Source organism: Streptomyces sp. NPDC057428 (assembly GCF_042803195.1).
Lineage (GTDB): Bacteria > Actinomycetota > Actinomycetes > Streptomycetales > Streptomycetaceae > Streptomyces.
The window spans coordinates 90,662-111,314 of record NZ_JBHVCT010000010.1; the positions used below are offsets into that span (position 1 = coordinate 90,662).

General features: G+C 69.1%; 16 protein-coding genes. 2 read left to right on the plus strand and 14 right to left on the minus strand.

Annotated elements, in window-relative coordinates; genetic code table 11:
• Positions 1-19 precede the first annotated feature (19 nt).
• The 7 genes from topA to ACFU5K_RS06590 form a co-directional block, all read right to left on the minus strand.
• A complete protein-coding gene (topA, locus tag ACFU5K_RS06560) occupies positions 20-2,899 on the minus strand; it encodes a type I DNA topoisomerase (protein WP_384057632.1) in 2,880 nt (959 codons plus the stop codon).
• A 279-nt stretch (positions 2,900-3,178) separates the two neighbouring features.
• The gene (locus ACFU5K_RS06565; protein ID WP_384057634.1) at positions 3,179-3,376 is read right to left on the minus strand and encodes a hypothetical protein; all 198 of its coding nucleotides are present in this window, start codon (positions 3,374-3,376) and stop codon (positions 3,179-3,181) included.
• A gap of 306 nt (positions 3,377-3,682) precedes the next feature.
• Complete coding sequence (locus ACFU5K_RS06570; RefSeq protein ID WP_384057636.1) at positions 3,683-5,206, minus strand: methyltransferase; 1,524 nt, start codon at positions 5,204-5,206, stop codon at positions 3,683-3,685.
• Between the two features lie 297 nt (positions 5,207-5,503).
• Positions 5,504-6,130, minus strand: a complete 627-nt coding sequence (locus tag ACFU5K_RS06575) for a small secreted protein (protein WP_384057637.1) — start codon at positions 6,128-6,130, stop codon at positions 5,504-5,506.
• A 283-nt stretch (positions 6,131-6,413) separates the two neighbouring features.
• Positions 6,414-8,849 carry a sodium-translocating pyrophosphatase gene (locus ACFU5K_RS06580; protein ID WP_384057639.1) on the minus strand — a complete coding sequence of 812 codons (2,436 nt, stop codon included), beginning with the start codon at positions 8,847-8,849 and terminating at the stop codon, positions 6,414-6,416.
• Between the two features lie 732 nt (positions 8,850-9,581).
• A complete protein-coding gene (locus tag ACFU5K_RS06585; RefSeq protein ID WP_384057641.1) occupies positions 9,582-10,031 on the minus strand; it encodes an ATP-binding protein in 450 nt (149 codons plus the stop codon).
• A 205-nt stretch (positions 10,032-10,236) separates the two neighbouring features.
• Complete coding sequence (locus ACFU5K_RS06590; RefSeq protein ID WP_003967428.1) at positions 10,237-10,590, minus strand: STAS domain-containing protein; 354 nt, start codon at positions 10,588-10,590, stop codon at positions 10,237-10,239.
• Positions 10,591-10,669: 79 nt separating this feature from the next.
• Between ACFU5K_RS06590 and ACFU5K_RS06595 the strand changes: the two genes are divergently transcribed.
• On the plus strand, positions 10,670-13,183 hold the full coding sequence (locus tag ACFU5K_RS06595) for a DEAD/DEAH box helicase (RefSeq protein WP_384057643.1): 2,514 nt from the start codon (positions 10,670-10,672) through the stop codon (positions 13,181-13,183).
• Here ACFU5K_RS06595 and ACFU5K_RS06600 read toward each other — a convergent pair.
• The 7 genes from ACFU5K_RS06600 to ssd form a co-directional block, all read right to left on the minus strand.
• On the minus strand, positions 13,101-13,664 hold the full coding sequence (locus ACFU5K_RS06600; protein WP_384057645.1) for an Rv3654c family TadE-like protein: 564 nt from the start codon (positions 13,662-13,664) through the stop codon (positions 13,101-13,103). The two genes, ACFU5K_RS06595 and ACFU5K_RS06600, sit on opposite strands and share 83 nt — an antisense overlap.
• Entirely contained in the window at positions 13,649-14,065 is a 417-nt protein-coding gene (locus ACFU5K_RS06605) for a TadE family type IV pilus minor pilin (protein ID WP_384057663.1), read from the minus strand. The genes ACFU5K_RS06600 and ACFU5K_RS06605 overlap by 16 nt, the downstream gene beginning before the upstream one ends.
• 34 nt (positions 14,066-14,099) lie before the next feature.
• Positions 14,100-14,336: a DUF4244 domain-containing protein gene (locus ACFU5K_RS06610; protein ID WP_384057646.1), complete on the minus strand. Its 237-nt coding sequence runs from the start codon at positions 14,334-14,336 to the stop codon at positions 14,100-14,102.
• 511 nt (positions 14,337-14,847) lie between these two features.
• Positions 14,848-15,654, minus strand: a complete 807-nt coding sequence (locus ACFU5K_RS06615; protein WP_384057648.1) for a type II secretion system F family protein — start codon at positions 15,652-15,654, stop codon at positions 14,848-14,850.
• The gene (locus ACFU5K_RS06620; protein WP_384057650.1) at positions 15,651-16,496 is read right to left on the minus strand and encodes a type II secretion system F family protein; all 846 of its coding nucleotides are present in this window, start codon (positions 16,494-16,496) and stop codon (positions 15,651-15,653) included. The genes ACFU5K_RS06615 and ACFU5K_RS06620 overlap by 4 nt, the downstream gene beginning before the upstream one ends.
• A gap of 23 nt (positions 16,497-16,519) precedes the next feature.
• Positions 16,520-17,668, minus strand: coding sequence for a TadA family conjugal transfer-associated ATPase (locus ACFU5K_RS06625; RefSeq protein WP_384057652.1), 1,149 nt, complete (start codon positions 17,666-17,668; stop codon positions 16,520-16,522).
• Positions 17,665-18,744, minus strand: coding sequence for a septum site-determining protein Ssd (gene ssd / locus ACFU5K_RS06630; protein WP_384057664.1), 1,080 nt, complete (start codon positions 18,742-18,744; stop codon positions 17,665-17,667). The genes ACFU5K_RS06625 and ssd overlap by 4 nt, the downstream gene beginning before the upstream one ends.
• Before the next feature lie 561 nt (positions 18,745-19,305).
• On the opposite strand from ssd, the gene ACFU5K_RS06635 reads away from it, so the two are divergent.
• The gene (locus ACFU5K_RS06635; protein ID WP_384057653.1) at positions 19,306-20,145 is read left to right on the plus strand and encodes an HAD family hydrolase; all 840 of its coding nucleotides are present in this window, start codon (positions 19,306-19,308) and stop codon (positions 20,143-20,145) included.
• Positions 20,146-20,653: the final 508 nt, after the last annotated feature.

The following is a 20,653-nucleotide window of genomic DNA, read 5'->3' on the forward strand; positions in this document are numbered from 1 at the left end:
GCACGGCTTCGGCCGCAGGTCAGCTCTCGTCCGGGGAGGCCGGAACCGCCTTCTTCGCCGTGGCTGTCGCGCGCTTCGCGGGCGCCTTCTTGGCCGTGGTCGTCTTCTTCGTGGCGGTCGTCTTCTTGGCGGCGGTCTTCTTGGCCGTGGTGGCCTTCTTGGCGGTCGCCTTCTTGGCCGGGGCCTTCTTCGCCGTCTTCTTCTTGGCCGGCCCCTTGGCCCGCTTCTCGGCCAGCAGCTCGTAGCCGCGCTCCGGAGTGATGTCCTCGACGCTGTCGTCGGTCCGCAGCGTCGCGTTCGTCTCGCCGTCCGTGACGTACGCGCCGAAGCGGCCGTCCTTCACGACGACCGGGGCACCGCTCACCGGGTCCGTGCCCAGCTCCTTCAGCGGCGGCTTGGCGGCGGCCCGCCCGCGCTGCTTGGGCTGGGCGTAGATCGCGAGCGCCTCGTCGAGGGTGATGTCGAAGAGCTGGTCCTCGGACGTCAGCGAGCGCGAGTCCGTGCCCTTCTTCAGGTACGGGCCGTAGCGGCCGTTCTGCGCGGTGATCTCGACGCCTTCGGCGTCCTCGCCGACGACGCGGGGCAGCGACATCAGCTTGAGCGCGTCTGCCAGCGTCACCGTGTCGAGGGACATCGACTTGAAGAGCGAGGCGGTCCGCGGCTTCACCGCGTTCTTCCCGGTCTTCGGGGTGCCCTCGGGCAGCACCTCGGTGACGTAGGGGCCGTAGCGGCCGTCCTTCGCGATGATCTGGTGGCCACTGACCGGGTCCGCGCCGAGTTCGAAGTCGCCGCTCGGCTTGGCCAGCAGCTCCTCGGCGAGCTCGACGGACAGCTCGTCGGGCGCCATGTCCTCCGGCACGTCCGCGCGCTGGTGACCCTCGGAGTCCTTCTCGCCGCGCTCGATGTAGGGCCCGTAGCGGCCGACACGGAGCTTGATGTCGTTGCCGACGGGGAACGAGGAGATCTCCCGGGCGTCGATCGCGCCGAGGTCCGTCACCAGTTCCTTGAGGCCTCCGAGGTGGTCCCCGTCGCCGTTGCCCGCGTCGGACGCCGCGCCGGCGCCGGCCGTGTCGTCACCGGCGCCGAAGTAGAAGCGCCGCAGCCACGGCACGGACTGGGCCTCGCCCCGCGCGATGCGGTCGAGGTCGTCTTCCATGCGGGCGGTGAAGTCGTAGTCGACGAGCCGGCCGAAGTGCTTCTCCAACAGGTTGACCACGGCGAACGAGAGGAACGACGGCACCAGGGCCGTGCCCTTCTTGAACACGTAGCCGCGGTCCAGGATGGTCCCGATGATCGAGGCGTACGTCGACGGACGGCCGATCTCGCGCTCTTCGAGTTCCTTGACCAGCGAGGCCTCGGTGTAGCGGGCCGGCGGCTTGGTGGCGTGCCCGTCGACCGAGACCTCGTCCGCCGTCAGCGCGTCGCCCTCGGCGACCTGCGGCAGCCGGCGCTCACGGTCGTCCAGCTCGGCGTTCGGGTCGTCCGCGCCTTCGACGTACGCCTTCATGAAGCCGTGGAAGGTGATCGTCTTGCCGGACGCGGAGAACTCGGCCTCGCGGCCGTCGCTCGCCCGGCCCGCGATCTTGACGGTGACGGAGTTACCGACCGCGTCCTTCATCTGGGAGGCGACGGTGCGCTTCCAGATCAGCTCGTACAGCCGGAACTGGTCGCCCGTGAGACCCGTCTCCGCCGGCGTGCGGAAGCGGTCGCCCGAGGGACGGATCGCCTCGTGCGCCTCCTGCGCGTTCTTGACCTTCCCGGCGTACGTGCGCGGCTTGTCGGGCAGGTAGTTCGCCCCGTACAGCTGCGTGACCTGTGCCCGGGCCGCGGAGATCGCTGTGTCCGAGAGGGTCGTGGAGTCCGTACGCATGTAGGTGATGAAGCCGTTCTCGTACAGCTTCTGCGCCACCTGCATCGTGGCCTTGGCCCCGAAGCCCAGCTTCCGGCTCGCCTCCTGCTGGAGGGTCGTGGTGCGGAAGGGCGCGTACGGCGAGCGGCGGTACGGCTTCGACTCGACCGAGCGGACCGCGAACGAGGAGTCGGCGAGCGCCGCGGCCAGGGCGCGGGCGTTCGTCTCGTCCAGCTGCAGCGTCTGGGCGGAGCCCTGCTTGAGCTGTCCGTCGGGGCCGAAGTCGCGACCCTGGGCGATACGGCGTCCGTCGACCGCACTGAGCCGGGCGACGAGCGTCGAGGGATCGGAGGCTCCCCCAGACTCCGTCAGGGGGGACCCCCATCCGGTTCGTCCGGTGGCGAAGGTGCCCGTCAGGTCCCAGTACTCGGCGGAACGGAAGGCGATGCGCTCGCGCTCCCGCTCGACGACGAGGCGGGTGGCGACGGACTGCACACGGCCCGCCGAGAGCCGCGGCATGACCTTCTTCCACAGGACCGGCGAGACCTCGTAGCCGTAGAGGCGGTCGAGGATGCGGCGGGTTTCCTGGGCGTCGACCATGCGCTGGTTGAGTTCGCGCGGATTGGCGACGGCGGCCCGGATCGCGTCCTTGGTGATCTCGTGGAAGACCATCCGGTGGACGGGGACCTTGGGCCTCAGAACTTCCTGCAGGTGCCACGCGATGGCTTCGCCCTCGCGGTCCTCATCGGTGGCGAGGAAGAGTTCGTCGGATTCGGCGAGGAGCTGCTTGAGCTTCCTCACCTGGGCCTTCTTGTCGGCGTTGACGACATAGATCGGCTGGAAGTCGTTCTCGACGTCCACGCCGAGGCGGCGGACCTCACCGGTGTATTCGTCCGGCACCTCGGCGGCGCCGTTCGGCAGGTCGCGGATGTGCCCGACGCTCGCCTCGACGACGTATCCGGGGCCGAGGTAGCCCTTGATCGTCTTCGCCTTGGCAGGCGACTCGACAATGACGAGTCGGCGGCCTGCGGTCTCGCTGGTCGGGGACAACTTCGCTCTTCTCTCCGGTCGGCACTCGTGGGCATCCGGGCAGCGCTCTGCGCTGCCAGCGGTGCTGTCGCTGCGGAGTGTGACGGTACAACCCGCCCCCGTGTCAAACGGCAAAAGCCCGCAACGGCCACTCGAACGGTAACCCGACTTCCGCCATTCCTGCCGCCCGGACCGCTCGGACCGCTCATCGCGGTGCCGTCGCCTGCGGGTTTCGGGCCACTCCCGGCGATGGCGCCCGGTGGATCCCCGGCAGGTGGCCGGCCCGGTCGGCCAAGTGGATCAGATGCGGGTGAGGCACCACACGCCGAGGACCAGGAAGAGTACGCCGAAGAGCGTGGCGAGCACGGTGGACGCGGCGGGGCTCACACCGAGCGCCACCGGCGCGCGCTGGATGGTCCGCGCCCCGGTCCAGACGAGGAGGGCGGCACCGAACAGGGCGAATGCGGTACCGGCGAAGACCGCGGCGACGCTCTCCATGTCCGTACTCCTCAGTTCGTCCCATCGGCCGCCACCGTGCGCGACGAGTCGCGCGGGGGCCTGGCAGAGGGGAGGCTGCCACCCCGGGGCGTCAGCGCCACGAACCCCGGATGAACGCCGCGAAGCGCGCCGGGGAACGGCGTGAGCGGGACTCCGGGTCGGCGCGGGCCGGCCCGGGATTCCGGAGTCGGCGCGGGCCGGCACCCGGCGGCCGGCCGTCGAGTACTTCGGCGAGGCTCCGGACATACGGAGGCGGACCCGGGTGCCCTCGGTCACCCCCGGCGAGCGAGCCGGACGGCAGGCTGATCAGCGCAGCGAAGCGCCGTCCCGCACCGGTTCGAGGAAACCCTCCTCGACCAGGAGCCGGATCGCCTGCGGAGTGCGGTCACGCAGCAGGACCGGGTCCTCGGCCATCAACTGGGCGATGGCGTCCAGGATCCGACCGGCGGGGAGCGAGCCGTCGCAGACTCCGGCGAACCCCGCGCCCACCGAGTCGACCTTGGTCGCCCGCCGCATCCCCCGGTTCTGACGCAGCACCACATGCTCCGGGTCCTCGGCGCCAGGCATCCCCACCTGCTCCTGGACGACCTCCTCGGACAGCGTGAAGTGGGCGGCGAGTAGCGCCGCGTCGTCGTGCTCGCGCAGATAATCCTGCCGCGCGAAGTGCGCCTCGATGGCCGGCCCGAGGGGCTGTTCCACCGCGTGCGGCCACTCCTCGGCCACGACGGAAGGATGGCCGGCGGCCGCCGATGCGGATTTGCGGAGCGTGATCCAGCCGAAGCCCACGGCCCTGGTGCCCCGTGCCTCGAACTCGTCCAGCCAGGACTCGTAACGCTGGGCGTACACAGCGGGATCGGTGCGGTGATCACCACTGTCGCGCAGCCACAGTTCGGCGTACTGCGTCACGTCCTGCACGTCGCGCTGCACGATCCAGGCATCACAGCCTGCGGGCACCCAGGAGCGGACCCGGTCCTGCCACTCCTCGCCGTCCACGTGCTGCCAGTTGGCGAGGAACTGCGCGAATCCGCCCTCGTTGAGCCGGCCCCCGGCCTGCCGCACCAGGGTGCCGCACAGATCGTCGCCGCCCATACCGCCGTCGCGGTAGGTCAGCCGGGCGCCGGGCGAGATGACGAACGGCGGGTTCGACACGATCAGGTCGTACGTCTCCGTGCCCACCGGCTCGAAGAGGGAGCCTTCCAGCAACTCGGCCGGGGCCGCACCCGACAGGGCGAGAGTGAGACGGGTGAAGTCCAGCGCGCGCGGGTTGACGTCCGTGGCCGTGACCCGGGTGGCGTGCTGGGCGGCGTGCAGCGCCTGGATACCCGAACCCGTACCGAGGTCGAGGGCAGAGGCCACGGGTCTGCGGACAGTGATGCCGGCGAGCGTGGTGGAGGCACCGCCGACGCCCAGGACGACGCCTTCCTCGCGCGAGCCGATGCCCCCGGCCCCGCCGACTGCGCAGCCCAGGTCGGAGACGATGAACCAGTCCTGGGCCTCGGGTCCGCCATAAGGGCGTACGTCGACGGTCGCGGTGACCAGGTCGCCCTCGCGGACCACCCAGCCGTCCTCGACGCACTCGTCGAGGGGGAGAGCGGCTGCGGCCGCGGCGGCCGTGACGGGACGCTGGAGAAGGAACAACCGCACCAGCGTGTCGAGCGGCGAATCCGCGCGGGTGGCCCGGAGCGCGGGGACGGTCTCGCTGCGTGCCAGCGCGGCGTACGCGGGCGCACCGAGCTGTTCGAGGAGGCCGTCGGCGGTGAACGCCGCGGCGATCAGGGCTTCGCGGAGCCGGGGAGCGCGGGCGGATGCGGGAAGGCTGGTCGTACTCACCCGCCCATTGTGTCCGCTCCCGCCGACAACGGCAGCGGCCCGGTACCCACGAATGGTCACGGGGTCGCTGTGACGCCCTGTTCCGGCCGCGGTTCCCCACTCGCGGGCGGGAGCCGTGCGGGACAGGACGTTGCGCGTGGACAGGACCTGCGTGGGACTGGGCGGACGTCACTGCCGCCGGTTGCGGCCGCAGCGACGTCCCAGCGGCCCGTCGCCCGGCGCCTACGCCTGCCCGCAGGCTGCCTCTGCTCGCGGTCCCGCCATCGCTGCCACGCCCTCGCGGTTACGCCTTCGCTGCTACGCCTTCGCAGTCGCCGAGGCCGAGGGCGACGCAGGCTTCGACGCGGGAGCGGAGGGCGCCGAGGCGGGCGGAGCGGAGGCCGTCGGCTTCTGGCAGCCCTTCTGCTTCGCCATCGCGGAACCGACCTCGCCGGACTGCAGCTTCTTCAGCGCCTGGTCGCCATTGGTGCTGATCTTGTTCAGCTCGTCGGCGATGCCCTTGAGGCCGTCGGCGAACTTCGCCTGGTCCTTCGTGTCGAGCGCGTCGACCTTCGTCTTCAGGCTCGCGTATGCCACGGAAGAGGCGTTGAGCTCCTTCACGGCCTCCTTCTGCGTGGTCTCGCCGCCGTCCACGGGCGGTGCGCCCGCCGAGTCGACGGCTGAACCCAGTGCCTTGTACGCCTGCGAGATCTGCTGGAAGGCCGCCGAGTCCGTCTTCTGGACATCGACGGGCTTGCTGTTGTCGGCCGTCTGCTGCTGGATCGCCGCATTGGCGTTGGCGATCTTCTGCAGCTGAGGCTGTACCTGGTCGCAGACCTTCTTCGCCCAGTCGTTCACCTTGTTGTCGCTGTCGTCGCTGCAACCCGACAGTGCCAGTACGAGTACCGCACTGCCGGACAGTGCGACTGCAAGCTTCTTGTTCACCGGATTGGGTCCCTTCCAAGGCTCTCGGCCCCGGAACTTACACGCCATGTGGGCGATCTTTAGGCGCCCTGCATCCGCTATGCATTCTTTTGCAGCCATTTGCACCAAGAGAAATGAGGGAAATACAACTCACCCGCCGAGTCGGACATACGCCTGTATCCGTTCCAGGCCGAAGCCACCCGCCGAGACAGGGAAAACGGCGGACGACGCGTCAGTTCACTTCGTCCGCCGCACCGCTGAGCAGGCATTACTCACAGGCCCCGTCCGTCGCGGCGCCCATGACTCATGAAACGGCTGCGGGGTCGGTCGACTTGACCGGGCCTTCCCCGCCGTCTCCACCGGGGCCTTCGTCATCCCCCACCGTGATGCCCCGCCGCTTGGAGACGTAGACCGCGCCGACGATCACGACGATCGCGATGACTGCCACGAGAGCCCGGATCCACGCGCTGGCGTCATCGCCGTAACTGAACTGCACCACGGCCGGAGCGATGAGCAGTGCGACGAGATTCATCACCTTGAGGAGCGGGTTGATGGCCGGGCCCGCCGTGTCCTTGAACGGGTCGCCGACCGTGTCACCGATCACCGTCGCCGCGTGGGCCTCACTGCCCTTGCCACCGTGGTGACCGTCCTCCACGAGCTTCTTGGCGTTGTCCCACGCCCCCCCGGAGTTGGCGAGGAAGACGGCCATGAGGGTGCCCGTGGCGATCGCCCCAGCGAGATACGAACCGAGGGCCCCCACTCCCAGGGTGAACCCGACCGCGATGGGTGCCAGGACTGCGAGGAGGCCCGGCGTGGCCAGTTCGCGCAGAGCGTCCTTGGTGCAGATGTCGACCACCCGGCCGTACTCCGGCTTCTCCGTGAAATTCATGATCCCCGGGTGCTCACGGAACTGCCGCCGCACCTCGTGGACCACGGCCCCCGCGGAGCGGGAGACCGCGTTGATGGCCAGCCCGGAGAACAGGAAGACGACCGCGGCTCCCAGGATCAGGCCGACCAGGTTGTTCGGCTGCGAGATGTCCAGGCTCAGCCCGAGTTCGCCGGCCTGAGCGCCCACGTCGTCGACCGCCGTCGCGATGGCGTCCCGGTAGGAACCGAAGAGCGCCGCCGCGGCCAGGACGGCGGTGGCGATGGCGATTCCCTTGGTGATCGCCTTGGTCGTGTTGCCCACGGCGTCCAGGTCGGTCAGTACCTGAGCGCCCGCGCCCGTGACGTCTCCGGACATCTCGGCGATGCCCTGGGCGTTGTCGGAGACCGGACCGAAGGTGTCCATCGCGACGATGACGCCCACGGTGGTGAGCAGACCGGTACCGGCCAGGGCCACCGCGAAGAGCGCCAGCATGATCGACGTTCCTCCGAGCAGGAACGCCCCGTAGACCCCGAGACCGATCAGGAGCGCCGTGTAGACGGCGGACTCCAGTCCGATGGCGATGCCGGCCAGAACGACGGTCGCCGGGCCGGTCAGCGAGGATTTCCCGATGTCCTGGACAGGGCGCCTGCTGGTCTCGGTGAAGTAGCCGGTCAACTGCTGGATCAAGGCTGCGAGGACGATCCCGATGGCCACGGCGACAAGGGCGAAGACACGCGGATCACCGCCGTGCGAGGTGATGGCGGTGTCGGTGACCCCGTCGAGGCCGGCGTATGAGGACGGCAGGTAGACGAAGACCGCGACGGCCACCAGGACCAGGGAGATCGCCGCGGAGACGAAGAACCCGCGGTTGATGGCACTCATCCCGCTGCGGTCGGCACGCCTGGGAGCCACAGCGAAGATCCCGACCATCGCGGTGACCACACCGATCGCCGGAACGATCAGCGGAAAGGCGAGCCCCGCATCACCGAAGGCGGCCTTGCCCAGGATGAGCGCGGCCACGAGCGTCACGGCGTACGACTCGAACAGGTCGGCCGCCATGCCCGCGCAGTCCCCGACGTTGTCACCCACGTTGTCGGCGATGGTGGCGGCATTGCGCGGATCGTCCTCGGGGATGCCCTGCTCCACCTTGCCCACCAGGTCGGCGCCCACGTCGGCGGCCTTGGTGAAGATGCCGCCCCCGACCCTCATGAACATCGCGATCAGCGCGGCACCAAGGCCGAATCCCTCAAGCACCTTGGGCGCGTCGGCGGCGTACACGAGAACCACGCAGGATGCGCCCAGCAGCCCGAGGCCCACCGTGATCATTCCGACCACACCACCCGTACGGAAGGCGATCTTCATTGCTTTGTGCGAAACGGCGGTGAGATCTTTTTCCGGTTCACCTTCGGCGGGAGTGGCCTCACGCGCGGCAGCGGCCACTCGCACATTGCTGCGGACGGCGAGCCGCATACCGATGTATCCGGTGGCTGCGGAAAAGAGCGCACCCACCAGGAAGAACACGGAGCGCCCTGCACGCTGCGACCAGTTGTCGGCCGGGAGCAGCATGAGCAGGAAGAACACGACGACGGCGAAGACACCGACGGTTCGCAGCTGCCGGGCCAGATAGGCGTTGGCGCCCTCCTGGACGGCCGCGGCAATCTCCTTCATGCGTTCGGTGCCCTCGCCCGCGGCCAGGACCTGGCGCCCGAGCAGCTGGGCGACGACCAGCGCGGCCAGGGCGACCACCGCGATGACCACGACGATCAGCCGGTTGTCCTGGGTCAGCGCCGCTGCTGCGAGTGAGGTGGGCCGACCGGAAGGTACGGAAACGTGCGTCAGTTCTGCCATTGGGGTGTTGAAGAACTCCGCCATACGTCCTCCTTGACGCTCAGCGCACAAGACGTGGACGGATTGTAGGGAGCGGAGCCTGATCAAAACAGTGGGTGGTCACTGAAACCGACTTTCGTCCACTCAATGACAAATGATCTCCCGCCGGATGAGACCCGAATGCAGTAATGGAACAGGGGTGTGGCATCCACGGATTTCCCAGAGATCTCCGATCAAGGAAAGTAGGGAATTCCCTGTTCAGTGGGGTCGATAGGGAGTCACCGAAGGCGGCCTGCCGGCCCGGGGACGAAGACGCGTTCATCGCATGGCGGGGCACTGTCCGCCCGAGGCGGTGTGCACCGGCCGACGGGCTACTCGTGCGCGCGCTCCGGAACATCGACTCCGCCGGTGTGGTGCGGAAGCACCGGCGAGGCAGTCCGGGGAGAGGCGGTCCGAGCTCACCCGGATCTCGATCACCGCACGTCAGCGGCACGGCCTCGGAGGAGCCGGTGGTCGCACGACCGGGGGCTGTATCGAGGTGGGCCGCATCGGGGTGGGCCGCGATACGCCCGACGTGGTCTCGCACGATGCAGGCAGACCAGGGACGACTCCAGACTCACGCGAGCACTTCCGTCGGCAGAACGCGGCATCGCTCAGGCCAGGGGATGAAGGCGCTGGAGACAAAGGCCCGGGGGAGCAGGACGTCAGGCCCACACTTCGGTCAGAGGCTGCTCAGCCGAGGGAACAGCGGGTTCCGAAGCCGAGAAAACAGCGGGTTCAGGGAAGAACCGCGGCCGGAGAGGTCGGCCAGGTCATGCGGATCACGCCGCCGTCCTCGCCCGAAAGGACTTCCATGTCATCGACCAGCCCGCTGATGACGGCAAGGCCCATCTCGTCCTCGCTGTCCGCATCGGCCTCCGGATCGTCGGGGCCTCCACCACCAGGAGCGCCCGAGACCGAGGCGTCGACGCCCGAGTTGGACAGCCCGTCGCCGACCTCGATGGAGAACGCTTTCTCCTCCTCGGTCAGGATGACCGTCACGGGGGCAGTGATGCCGTGACTCCGGTGAAGGCCGACAGCACGGCTGCACGCCTCACCGACGGCGAGTCTGACCTCGTCGAGCACCGCCTCGTCGACGCCTGCCCTGCGTGCCACGGCGGCCGCCACAAGGCGAGCCGTCCTGACGTGTTCGGGCTGAGCGCTGAAGCGGAGTTCAACGGTTGGCATGCCATCCCCCTCGAACGTACGGGCGTGCTTCTCAGGGGCCCGGGCCTGACGCCCGGTACCCCTGCTCTCATTCTCCTCCGGAAACCGACGAAGCCGGCAGCCGACCACATGGTCGACCGCCTGCTCATGGCGGCCCGAGTACTGCCGCCTGCCGGCCTGTCACCGCATACCGACCGACCTGGTGAGGTCGGTCGGCGCCGACGTTCTAGTCGGTCGCCGCGACAGCCTCGTCGACCGTGGTGTGAATGGGAAACACCTTGGTCAGACCTGTGATCCGGAAGATCTTGAGAATGCGCTCCTGGTTGCACACCAGACGCAGCGAGCCCTCATGGGCCCGGACACGCTTCAAGCCGCCCACGAGCACGCCGAGGCCGGTGGAGTCGAGAAAGTCGACCCCTTCCATGTCGACAACCAGGTGATAGCTGCCGTCATTCACCAACTCGACCAACTGCTCGCGCAGCTTGGGCGCGGTATACACATCAATCTCGCCACCGACCTCGACGACCGTACGGTCGCCACCAGGGCCGGACACATTGCGAGTCGACAGGGACAGGTCCACGGATCCTCCAGCACCTTGCTATCGAGCGGTCGCCCCTCGGTCTCCCCGACGGAGGTCAGGGGACGGATCGCCAGCCGCGATGGCATTCAATCACTTACCAGCAGCCATGCACGACGCCTTGGGACCATTGTCCGTCATGCCAGTGACACACTCGATGTCGATGGCCAAGAATCACCGCCCCAGTCGACCACCCGAGAACGCGGGCTCGCGCCCCTCTCCGTCGGTGGTTCTCGACCGGCTCGCCGCAGGGGCGAGCCGGGCAACGCGCATCACTCATACGGAGCACTTGCCCCCACGTGCGGGAACCCATGCCATCTGGCCGGATCGCATCCGGCCAGAAGTGATCTCTGCGATCGGCAGTGCCGGGATCGACCATCCGTGGGCGCACCAGGCCACGGCGGCCGAGCACGCCCTGGACGGCGAGTCCGTCGTGATCGCCACCGGAACGGCGTCGGGCAAGTCGCTCGCGTATCTCGCGCCGGTGCTGAGTGCCCTCGTCGACGGCTCGGAAGCCCCTAACGGTCGCGGTACGACCGCCCTGTACCTCGCCCCCACGAAGGCCCTCGCAGCCGACCAGCGCCGCGCGGTCAAGGCACTCGCAGCTCCTCTCGGCACGGCGGTCCGTCCAGCGGTCTACGACGGGGACACTCCGGTCGAGGAACGCGAATGGGTTCGTCAGTACGCCAATTACGTCCTGACGAACCCCGACATGCTGCACAGGGGCATACTCCCTTCGCATCCTCGCTGGGCCTCCTTCCTGCGTGCCCTACGCTTCGTCGTCATCGACGAGTGCCACACCTACCGGGGCGTTTTCGGGTCCCACGTCGCCCAGGTGCTGCGCCGCCTCCGCCGACTGTGCGCTCGCTACGGCTCCGACCCGGTCTTCCTCCTCGCCTCCGCCACCGCTGCACAGCCCGCAGTCGCCGCGGGTCGTCTGACGGGCCTGACTGTCAAGGAGGTCGCGGACGACGCTTCTCCCCGGGGAGAGATGGTCTTCGCCCTCTGGGAGCCCCCGCTGACCGACCTGCAGGGCGAAAAGGGCGCCCCCGTGCGCCGTACCGCCACGGCAGAAACAGCCGACCTCCTGACCGACCTGACCATCCAGGGCGTCCGATCGGTCGCCTTCGTACGCTCACGGCGTGGCGCCGAACTCGTCTCCGTCATCGCCAAGGAGCGGCTGGCCGAGGTGGACCGTGCCCTGCCCGGGCGCGTCGCCGCCTACCGGGGCGGCTACCTGCCCGAGGAACGTCGCGCGCTGGAGCGCGCACTGCACTCCGGCGAGCTGCTCGGGCTCGCCGCCACGACCGCCCTGGAGCTCGGCATCGACGTCTCGGGACTGGACGCCGTCGTCATCGCGGGTTATCCCGGCACTCGCGCCTCGCTCTGGCAGCAGGCCGGTCGCGCCGGACGGTCGGGGCACGGAGCCCTGGCTGTCCTCGTCGCCCGGGACGACCCGCTGGACACGTTCCTCGTCCACCACCCCGAGGCGCTGTTCCAGCAGCCCGTGGAGTCGACCGTGCTCGACCCGGACAACCCGTACGTACTCGCTCCGCACCTGTGTGCCGCCGCCGCCGAGCTACCGCTCACGGAAACCGACATCGCGCTCTTCGGCCCCGCGGTGCCCGATCTGCTCCCACAGTTGGAGGCCGCGAAACTGCTGCGAAGACGGACGACGGGCTGGCACTGGACCCGCCGGGAGCGAGCCGCAGACCTCACCGACATCCGCGGCGGGGGCGGCCGGCCGGTCCAGATCGTCGAGGAAGGCACTGGGCGGCTGTTGGGGACGGTGGACGAGTCAGCCGCGCACACATCCGTCCACGAGGGCGCTGTCCACCTGCATCAAGGGCGGACGTACCTGGTCCGGAAACTCGATCTGGAGGATGCTGTCGCGCTGGTGGAGGAAGCCGCCCCGCCGTACTCGACCAACGCGCGGGACACCACCGCTATCGCCGTACTGGAGACCGACACCGAGATCCCGTGGGGTGACGGCCGGCTGTGCTTCGGGTCCGTGGAGGTCACCAACCAGGTTGTCTCCTTCCTCCGTCGGCGCGTGATCACTGGAGAGGTCATGGGCGAGACCAAACTCGACCTGCCGCCCCGGACCCTGCGCACACGCGCCGTGTGGTGGACGGTCACCGAGGACCAGCTCGACTCGGCCCGGATCAATCCAGAAATCCTCGGAGGTGCCCTGCACGCGGCCGAGCACGCCTCCATCGGGATGCTGCCGCTCTTCGCCACCTGCGACCGCTGGGACATCGGCGGCGTCTCCGTTCCGCTGCACCCGGACACCCTCCTTCCCACTGTTTTCGTCTACGACGGCCATCCGGGTGGGGCGGGCTTCGCCGAGCGGGCTTTCCACACGGCCCGGACGTGGCTGACGGCGACGCTGCAGGCCATCGCGTCCTGCGAGTGCGAGGCGGGTTGCCCGTCCTGCATCCAGTCGCCCAAGTGCGGCAACGGTAATGAGCCACTGCACAAACGCGGCGCCGTACGCCTTCTGACAGAACTTCTCAGGACCGCACCGCCGGACCCCAGCGTTGGCCCCCGGCCGAACAGCGCGGAAGAGCCAAAACCGCAGAGTGCGGAGGGATGAGTCGACGGACCCCGACCTGGTTGTCGACGGCCCCCGGTGCAGGCGAACGTTCAGCGGGCATCTCGACCTCAGGCGGTCCTGCTCGCGACCTGACCTCCGGCTTGTACGGACCGAAATGCGCACGAGCGATCACATCGGCGATCTCACCCTGCACCGAGCAACGCACGAGCTCTGCCCCCTGGGCCACTGCGACCTCGCGCGCCGCACCGCACGCCGCCGCCGAACCGCGCAGCGCACGATCGGCTGCGGCCAACGCGGCCAGATCCGCCGCCCCGCCTGCCCTGTGCCGGGCGGACACGGCTTGGCCCAGGGCCAGCACCACGGCGAACACCACACAGAGAGTCGACGTCGTGATGGCCGCCCAGACAGTTGCCAGCCCCTGGTCCTCGGCGCGAAACCTGCCGCACGTCCTCGTGGCCTGCAGCCCATTGGCCGCAGACCTCACGGTCCCACCCTGATCGTGCCTCACCGTTTCTCCCATCCCGTGCGCCTTGGCCCGGCCCCTCCCGGACCTCGTGTCTCCACCCCCACCGTGTCCTCGGCCAGCGCGACCGCCTCCGCGCTCAGCGTCAGGCCCAGCGGTCCAGGACCCGGCGTCGGTGCCTCCACCCGGACGCGCCACAGCCCCCCGGTCCGCCGCACAGCCACCTGGGCCCTGTCCGGTGCAGCCTCCTTCGCCACCGACAGGACGGCCGCCTCCGGTTCGGATCTGGCTGCGGCCCGCGCACCCGCCCGTGCGGCATCCACACACCGGATCTGATCCGACGCCGCGACCAGGGCCCAGACAAGTGCCATGACGAACGCCACCAGCACGGGCAAGGCCATTGCTGCTTCCGCTGTCACCGCTCCCCGGTCACCGGGCCGGTGGTTCCCACTCGGCATCGCCGGCCCCAACGCCCACCTGACCTTCCAGGCCTCAGAACTTCGCATCGAGCGCGTCCTTGATCAGTGACTGCAGCGCCGACAGCACGGCTCCGCTGGTCACCACCTTGTAGAGCACAGCTGCGAACGCACAGGCAGCGATAGTCCCCACCGCGTACTCGGACGTCGTCATCCCCCGGTCCGCTCCGCAGTACCGGGCACGCCTACCTACCGCGACCTCCCAGGCGTGACAGACCGCACTCCGCGCCCACGTGATGGCGTTCTTGCTCATCTCGACCTCCATGATGTTGTTCCGTTTCGGACTTCGACTTCGACGAATACCGACCTCGCTCCCCGGGCCGCTACCTGGATACGGGGGACGGGCTCGACTGCGGAGCAGAATCGGTTGGGGTGTGAATTCGGTTGCAGAGCGGGCCCGGCCGCAGAGCGGACTCAGGTTCGGATTCCGGCTGGGACGTGGACTCGGCCCCAGCTCGGTTTCGATACGGGACCGGTCCTACACGCACACAACCGCGTCGAGCCGAAAAGGCCACGCCTTGGCCCGGCTCAGGAACTCACACCGCCCTGGCCCACGTCTCCGGCCCGCCTGACCCCCGGACGGCGCGAAGGCCCAGCCGCCGGCAGACGAAGTCGCCCTCCTCCTACGGTGAGGACGGCTTTCGTCGCGTTTCAACTCGCATACGAAACCGGCGGTACCGAGTCCGCCGTCCCGCGGCACATCAGATGCGGTGGCATACTCGGCCCGGGATCCGCGCAGACCGGGCAGGGCCCTATGGCCTGTTTCAGTTGCGGTGCAGCAGGCCAGTGGCGAGCCCGATGACCACGGGCGCCACGCCGACCGCCAGGAAGGCGGGCAGGAAGCAGAGGCCGACCGGTGCGGTGATCAGGACACCGGCCCGCTGGGCACGTGCCACGGCCGCGCTTGCCCGCTCCGCGCGCATTTCATCGGCGAGGCGGGCGACCGGTTCCGCAGCGGGAGCCCCCGTCGTGCCGGCCCGCTCCAGGCAACGCGCCAGGGGCGCGGCACCCGGTATCTCACCGAACCGCCCCCACACGTCGACCGGGTCGCCACCGAGCCTGATCTCGACTGCAGTGCGCGCCAATCGGTCGCCGAGCGGCCCGCCCATGGATTCCCCCACAGCTTCGGCAGCATCCTGCGGCCCGGCTCCGGCGGAGAGGCAGGACGCCAGAAGGTCGGCGGCAAGGGGCAGTTGCCGGGAAATCCGAGCTGTTTCCGTTTGCTCACCCCTCGCTTCGCGGCGTCGCGGAGAACACTGCCGACGCCAGACGCCGTACGCAGCCGCTGCGCCGATTCCACATCCGGCCGCGCCGCCGACCAGAATCCACCCTGCCGCCCAGGAGGCGAGAGGCATACCCCAGCGCCGAGCATGGTGCCATCCGGCCACCCGTAGATTCAGGAGCCGACGCTCAACTCCGTTGGCGGGGTGAGTCATCAGCGCTCCTCGCCTGCGTATTGCCCGCGCGTGCCGGTCTTCGGTCAACGCAAGAGCCAGATACGCAGCCGTGCCGAGCGCCGCACCCACCACCCCTGCCGCTCCAAGCAGCCCGCCCTCAGACGACCCGTTCACGTCGCCTCTCCCGCTCTCACGATCCGCGACGCCCAGAACAGTCCAGCGGCTTCGAGCAGGCCACCCGACAGCAGACAGACCAGGCCTCCCGGAGTGTGCAAGAGAACTCGCAGTGGATCAGCCCCGAGCGCCGCACCCAATCCAAGTCCGACCACCGGAAGCAGAGCCAGCACCATCACCGTGGACCAGGCACCCGCCAACTGGGCCCGCAACTCGTCTCTTCGGCGCCGATCGGCCTGCATCGCACTCTCCAGACGCGCAAGCCCCGCAGCAAGGCCGGCACCTCCGTCCACCGCTACTCGCCAACAGGCCGCCACTCCCAGGAGCCCGTCCAAGCCGGGGTCCGCCGATGCCCGTCGCAGCTCCCCCGGCACATCGCCGCCGAATCGCGCAGCCGCCAGTACCGCGGACTCGGCGACGCCCAGCGCACCGGCGTTCCGCCCGGCAGCCAGCAGAGCCTGCCCGGGCTCCCGCCCTGCCCGTAGCTCACCGACCACCGTTCCGCAGAGCGCCGTAACCGCGTCAGCCGCACTCTCGCGCCTACGTCGCCGGGCTCTGCGACGCATCCAGCGTCGCACCAGAGGGACCGCCACGGCCCCTGCGAGCAGAGGAATCACCGACTCCCCCGCAACAGCGAGGAGAGCAGCCACGGGGAGGCACAGCCATTCGCGCCGCCGATCGATGAACATGCGAACCGCGGCCCACGCCGCCCTCGTGTCCGACCGGGCAGCCCTCTTCCTCGGAAGCAAGGCCAGAGCCCGCCGTACCCCCCGGTCCCGGGTCACGGCGAGGCCACCCGCCAGCCCCGCACACACGGCCATCACCCACGCAAGCCCGCTCATGAGCGGGTCCTCGCCTGCGGCGATCACAGCCGCTCTCCGGTCAGCACACCGAGCCGCTGCCATCCCTGCTCCCGGACGAACCCCTCCGGGCTCCAACTCAGCGCGGGCACAGTGATCACCAGGCCTGCACGGTCTCTCCCGAGCACGTGCACTTCGGCCAATCGGCGCCGCCCGCCGATGTCCCGGACGAGATGGAGCACGACGGAAAGTGCCGCCGCCAGTTGACTGTGCAGAGCGGCCCGGTCGAGGCCCGCGGCCGTCCCCAGGGCCTCCAGGCGCGCAGGAACGTGCTCAGCCGCGTTCGCGTGCACCGTGCCGCACCCGCCTTCGTGTCCGGTGTTCAGTGCCGCCAGCAACTCCGTCACCTCGGCGCCTCGCACCTCTCCCACCACGAGGCGGTCAGGGCGCATGCGTAACGCCTGTCGCACCAGATCCCTCAGTGTCACCTGTCCCGCCCCTTCCTGGTTGGCGGGACGTGACTCCAGGCGCACCACGTGCGGGTGATCGGGGCGCAGTTCCGCCGAGTCCTCGGCAAGCACGATGCGCTCACGCTCGCCCACCGCCCCCAACAGGCTCGACAGCAACGTCGTCTTCCCGGCGCCGGTCCCACCGCTGATCAGATAGGACACCCGGGCCTCCACCAGTGCCTTCAGAAGCCGGTCACCACCGGGCGGGACGGTCCCAGCCCTAACCAGCTCCGCCAAGGTGAAGGCCTTGGGCCGCACCACCCGCAGAGACAGGCACGTCGATCCGACCGAAACCGGCGGCAGGACCGCGTGCATCCGCGTCCCATCCGGCAACCGCGCGTCCACCCACGGCCTGGCGTCGTCCAGGCGGCGGCCCGCCACCGCGGCAAGCCGCTGCGCCAGCCTCCGGACCGCAGCCGCATCACGAAACGTCACTCGAGTCAGTTCGAGCCCCCCGCCGCGGTCCACCCACACCCTGTCCGGAGCGGACACCAGCACGTCGGTCACCGCCGGATCCGCCAGGAGCCGCTCCAGGACCCCCGTGCCGACCAGCTCGCCACGCAACTCCTCTGCCGCTCCGAGGACCTCCGTGTCCCCGAGCAGCCGGCCTTGTTCCCGAAGGGCGGCAGCCACCTTGGCCGGTGTGGGTTCCGCCCCGCTGCGCGCCAGTCGCTGCCTGACCGCGTCCAAGAGCGCCTCGGTCACGGCGTGCCTCCCCGGTGGTGTCCGGCCGGAACGCCGTCCGCCCCGTCCGGGGCACCCGCGGCTTCCCAGAACGCCGCGCAGAAGCGGGCCAAGGCCCCACGGGAGTCGCCGCCGGGGGGAACGCCACCGTCCTGGGCCGCGAACAGCCCTGCCTCCACCGGCATATCACCTACGAGCGGCAGTTCCAGCGCCTGCGCCACCCACTGTTCGTCCAGACCGGCCCCGTACGGGCCCCGGGCGACGACTCGAAGGTCCTTCAGGACCTTTCCCACCGCGGATGACACGCGCTGGGCCGCCGCCACCGCCCTCAGCTCTCCGGGGACCACCAGGAGCCCGACATCTAGTTGGGCCATCGCTTCCACCACGCTCTCATCGACCCGGCGCGGCAGGTCCACCACCACCACTCCACCGAGCCGGCGTGCCGCGGCGAGAACCGATCGCATGGCTTGCGGAGGAATGATCACCTCGCCGACCCGCCCCCAGCTGAGCACGCGCAAGCCGTGCAGCGCGGGCAGGGAATCCTCCAGTGCCCCACCGCCGACTCGCCCTTTCGACCGGGCGAAATCCGGCCACCGTAAGCCTTTGGATTCCTCTCCACCCAGCATCACGTCGATACCGCCGCCAAACGGATCTCCGTCGATCAGCATGGTCCGGCGACCGGACCTGGCCGCCGTAACAGCCAGTGCGCAGGCCAGGGTGGACGCGCCGGAACCGCCCCGGCCTCCCATCACTCCCACGGTCAGGGCCGCCCGGCCCACGCCTTCCGCCGCATTGGCGATCTGATCGACGAGCCAGCCTTCGGAATCCGGGAGCCTCAGCACATATTCGGCCCCGATCTCCACCGCGCGCCGCCACACCTCCGGATCGTCATGATCCCGCCCGACGAGCATGACGTCAGGCCTGCGGGACATGCCCCGGCATCGCGCGGCCACGTCGTCCCCCACCAGAACCATCGGGGCACGCTCCCATTCGCCCCTCTCGCCCGGCGGGCCGTGATGCACCTCGGGCACCGCTCCGGCAGCCGCGCACAGCCGGAGCAGATCATCCAGGAGGTCCATGTCCCCCGTCACGATCATGGGCCCATCGGCCGGCCCTTCAGCACTCGACACCCGCACGTCCGCGATCGATCCAGTCACGGTCTCTGCCCCCTTCTCAAGTCCGTTCAGTACGGATTCACGGTGAGCTCGGAGGCTTCCGAGATGCGCGATTCCGGAACCCGCGGTCTTCACGGGTGGGAACAACATGCAACGCCTCGGAAAAACATGTGGATCTTGCCCAAAAACTGTGGACAACCACAGCATTGTGAATAACTCGGTAGCTCACACAGGGGACTTTCAGAGCGCAGCACTTCCACTACGCTGAGTTACGAACCAAGATCGAGGCAGCACGTACCGCAGGTGACCATCGACGCACACAGCGAGAGGAAGGAGTCCGGATCGTGAAGCCGGAAACGCATCCGGACATGCGACGACCCCCGCCGGGGGGGGAGAGCGGGGGTCGTCCCCACGGCCGACTCGGGGGGGGAGGAGCCGGACCGGGTTAACACGGTCGCGAACGATCCGTGACTTCCATGGTGTACCCGAGCGCCTTCTCAGGCAAACCCACCCGCCGCGGTTTACGCCGAATGGCGGGCCCCTATGCTCACCTTTGTGGAAAACTGCTTCTCGCCGCGCACCGCAGCCTTCTTCGACCTGGACAAGACGGTCATTGCGAAGTCATCGACGCTGACCTTCAGCAAGTCCTTCTACCAGGGCGGGCTGATCAACCGCCGTGCCGTACTGCGCACCGCCTACATCCAGTTCGTGTTCCTCGCCGGAGGCGCCGATCACGACCAGATGGAGCGGATGCGCGAGTACCTCTCTGCGCTCTGCAAGGGATGGAACGTCCAGCAGGTCAAGGATCTGGTGGCCGAGACGCTGCACGACCTGATCGACCCGATCATCTACGACGAGGCGGCGACCCTCATCGAACAGCACCACACCGCCGGGCGCGACGTGGTGATCGTTTCGAGCTCCGGAGCCGAAGTGGTCGAACCCATCGGGGAACTGCTAGGCGCCGACCGGGTCGTCGCGACCCGGATGGTTGTCGGTGACGACGGCTGCTTCACCGGCGAGATCGAGTACTACGCCTACGGACCGACCAAAGCGGAGGCGATCAGGGCTCTCGCCGAGTCGGAGGGCTACGACCTCTCGCGTTGCTTCGCGTACAGCGACTCAGCCACGGACGTGCCCATGCTTGAGTCAGTGGGCCACCCGCATGCCGTCAACCCGGACCGGGCCCTGCGGCGCGAGGCAGCCCTCCGCGAATGGCCGGTTCTCGTCTTCGACCGCCCCGTCCGTCTGAAGCAACGGCTGCCCGCCTTCTCGATGCCGCCGCGTCCAGCGCTCGTGGCCGCCGCAGCGGTGGGCGCAGCAGCCTTGACCGCCGGCCTGGTCTGGTACACCAACCGTCGACGCGCCACCGCCCTCACCACCTGACAGACGGGCAGGGGGCGAAATCGAGGCCGGAGCGCAACGCAGGGATCGGCTTCGCGGATCACTCACCACCAGGTGCGATTCGCCCTTACTTGAAAGCAAAAGTAAAGAAGTGCATCCAGGGCTTCCGCTGCACCAGGTCTCGGAGTAGAAAGGTTTTATCGGCCCGCGAGACCAGGGACATCCGAGAGGATCACCTTTTCACGCACGAACGGCCCCACGGACCGCGCACGAAAGCCGAGCACCCACGCGACGTCGACCCGTCGAATACGGGCCAGCCGCACCAGGTGACGGGCAATGCACCCGACCTGATGGGCATTTTTCGTAAGCATTCAGAAGGTCGTGGTCTGGGTCACTGTCTGACGATGTGACAAGTGGTGGGCGGGTGCGGCAGGATCCGTGCTCGTGTCGTCCGCCTTCGAGTCCGCGTCGCGTGAGGATCTCCTCGCGGTGATCGGGCTGCTCCAGCGGCAGGTCGAGGCTGCGGAGGCGCAGGCCGCCGAGCTCGCCG